The 2652-nt window shown below is 68.3% G+C and carries 3 protein-coding genes and 1 pseudogene; 3 read left to right on the top strand and 1 reads right to left on the bottom strand.

The genetic code is table 11. The annotated features are described in order from the left end of the window. Window positions 1-424: pseudogene (locus tag FV233_RS29005) on the top strand (transposase); the annotation flags it as partial. 237 nt (window positions 425-661) lie between these two features. After that, complete coding sequence (locus FV233_RS29000) at window positions 662-889, top strand: hypothetical protein (protein ID WP_147899595.1); 228 nt, start codon at window positions 662-664, stop codon at window positions 887-889. 17 nt (window positions 890-906) lie between these two features. Here the strand turns inward: FV233_RS29000 and FV233_RS28995 are convergent, their stop codons facing one another. Beyond that, window positions 907-1500 carry a helix-turn-helix transcriptional regulator gene (locus FV233_RS28995; protein ID WP_246690135.1) on the bottom strand — a complete coding sequence of 198 codons (594 nt, stop codon included), beginning with the start codon at window positions 1498-1500 and terminating at the stop codon, window positions 907-909. Window positions 1501-1928: 428 nt separating this feature from the next. On the opposite strand from FV233_RS28995, the gene FV233_RS28990 reads away from it, so the two are divergent. After that, window positions 1929-2652 (top strand): ABC transporter transmembrane domain-containing protein (locus FV233_RS28990; RefSeq protein WP_246690134.1); only part of this gene is annotated, 724 nt, incomplete at its 3' end.

Below are 2652 nucleotides of genomic sequence, written 5' to 3'. Positions count from 1 at the left end.
CCCCCCCCCAGACGATCGGGATCGTGCTGGACACCTGAGACACCGCCGCGGAGCAACACGCCAAGCCGATCGGCTGGTCGGTGGGCCGGACGCGTACCTGGTCATCGACGACACAGCCCTGCTGAAGAAGGACACGCTCTCAGTCGGCGTGGCGCGCCAGTACTGCGGCGCGCTCGGCAAGAAAGCGAACTGCCAAGCGCTGGTCCCCCTCACCCTGGCGCGCGATGAGGTGCCCGTGCCGGTCGCCTTGCGCCTGTTCCTGCCCGACGAGTGGACGAGCGTCCCGGAGCGGTGTGCGCAAGCTGGCGTGCCGGAGGCGGCGGTCGCGCCGCGGAGCAAAATTGAGATCGCCCTGGCCGAACTCGACCGCCTGCGAGCTGAGAGCCTGCGCTTCTGTGTGGTGCTCGCCGACGCAGGCTATGGTACAAGACGATGCGGACGGGAGGCGGATCTTGGCGGGCTTAGCTCAGGATCCTCACTGTGGAGCGCAGGTCGGCTAAAGTTCGTTGCCGGGTGTTCCACCCTTGAGAATGGCAAGGCGATATTTTCTTAGTCATATGGATGATGCGCGCCAGGCCGTCCGTCTATACCGCAGGCGATAGCCGGGTGGGTCCGGCGCGCGGGGACGAAGTGTCGTCTTCCCGACTGAGCGATAGGGTACATGCCGACTGAGGTAAGCTTCGAGATCGTGCGTGCGGCGACCCGGGATGGGTCCGAGGAGGCGCGCCTGGTGTTCCTCGACCACACCCTGATGGCGATGCTAGTCCCGGCTGAGACCGGGTGGTTTCTGCAGTTCAGCCTCGGCGGATCCGAGCAGGAAGGCCTGATCTTCCCGACCCTATCTGCGGCAGAGGCCTGGATCCGCGAGCGCGCCAGCGTGGCGGCCTGAGCCGATCAGCGCGCTCATCACGGCAAGGCTGACAACCGCGAGACCAGCATCACCAGTTCCGCCTGCCGGCTGGTGTGGGTCTTGGCGAAGATCGCCGCCAGCTGCGTGCGGACCGTTGCCACGCTGACCTTATGAGCGATCGCGGCCTCCGCCACCGTGGCGCCGCCGGCCAGCACTGCCGCCAGGCGCGCCTCGGCCACGGTCAGACCGAAGATCCGCTCCAGCGCGGTGGTGTTGGGCCTGGGCGTCCGCTCGAGGTCGATCAGGATCAGCACGGTGTGCGGCTCCTTCTCGCCGAGCACCGGCACCAGGATCGTGCTCATGATCAGCGGGCGCCGGCTCGCCCGGGTGGTCAGCATCCAGTTCTCGCCGTCGAGCTGGATCCGGGTCCTGGCCTTGGCGAGCAGGCGCTTGATCACGTCGCGGCCGGTGCCGTCGTGCAGGTCGAGATCGCCGTCGGCGATGTCGAAGGTCTCGCGCAGGATGCGCAACGCCTCCGGGTTGGCGGCGAGCACGTGGCCGCGGGTGGACAGCACCAGGCCGCCGCAGCCCATGCGGCCGAACACCTGCAGCAGCGGCAGGCCGACCAGCGTCGTCGCCGGATCGGTCAAGATCTCAGCTCGATCTGTGGCACGATCATCGCACCGTGGTGACGCCGCGATACCGGATATCGCCCGGTGCGCCGGCGTATTCGCGACGCGGGCGCCGGCCGGATGTGCTGCGCGTGATCGGTCAAGGATTGGTGCGCCGCAGAAATGACAATCTTCCTGTTTGTCGCCGTGGTTCGGATATAGGCCAAATCTGCGATACGCGGAGGCTAATCTGCAAGTCTAAACCGCTTATCTGCAGATCCCTACGTAGTCGCAGTCTGGCAACAGCGGGCAATTTCAACCACTGCGTCATTCAAATCAATGATGGAATTTGGTTCATATTGATTAACACCCCTGCGGGACGGCGCGGCCGAACAGCTGCTGTGTACAAGTTCATACACAGTGCGATCGGCGGCCCGCACCAGCGCTTAGCGCTTCGGGGGGAAGCCATGACACCGGGTCAGAAGACGGGTGAACTGCCCAGCGCCTTGCGGCGCAGCACGCGCGCGTTCGCGGCGGTGGCCGGGATGAGCGGGCTGGTCAACCTGCTCACCCTGACCGGCTCGTTCTTCATGCTCGAGATCTACGACCGGGTCATCCCGAGCCGCTCGATCCCGACCCTGGTCGGCCTGTGCGTGCTCGCGCTGATCCTGTTCACCGCCCAGGCCAGCCTCGAGGCCCTGCGCTCGCGCATCCTCGCCCGGATCGGCGCCGCGCTCGACGCCGACGTCGGCGCGCGGGTGTTCTCGTTGAGCGTGCGCGCGCCACTGCGCGGGGCCCGGCCCGAGGATGCCGCCCAGCCGCTGCGCGACCTCGACCAGATCCGAGCCTTCCTCAGCGGTTCCGGCCCCGGAGCGCTGTTCGACCTGCCGTGGCTGCCGGCCTACGTGGCGCTGTGCTTCCTGTTCCACCCGCTGATCGGCGCGGTAGCGGTCGGCGGCGCCGTGCTCCTGGCCGGGCTGACCGTGATCACCGACCTGGCCACGCGCGGCCCGACCCGGGCGGCCGCCGCGCATGCCGGGCGGCGCCAGGCGGTGTCCGAGGCGGCCCGGCGCAACGCCGAGGTCATCGCCGCGATGGGCCTGGAGCGGGCGCTGTGCCGGCGCTGGCAGGCGGCGCACGACGACTGCACCGACGCCCAGCAGCGCAGCGCCGACGTCGCCGGTGGCCTCG

Origin of the sequence: Methylobacterium sp. WL7, from assembly GCF_008040085.1 — a bacterium.
GTDB classification, from domain to species: domain Bacteria; phylum Pseudomonadota; class Alphaproteobacteria; order Rhizobiales; family Beijerinckiaceae; genus Methylobacterium; species Methylobacterium mesophilicum.
Note: the sequence above shows the minus strand (reverse complement) of the source record. Positions and strands in the feature narration are given on the sequence as shown.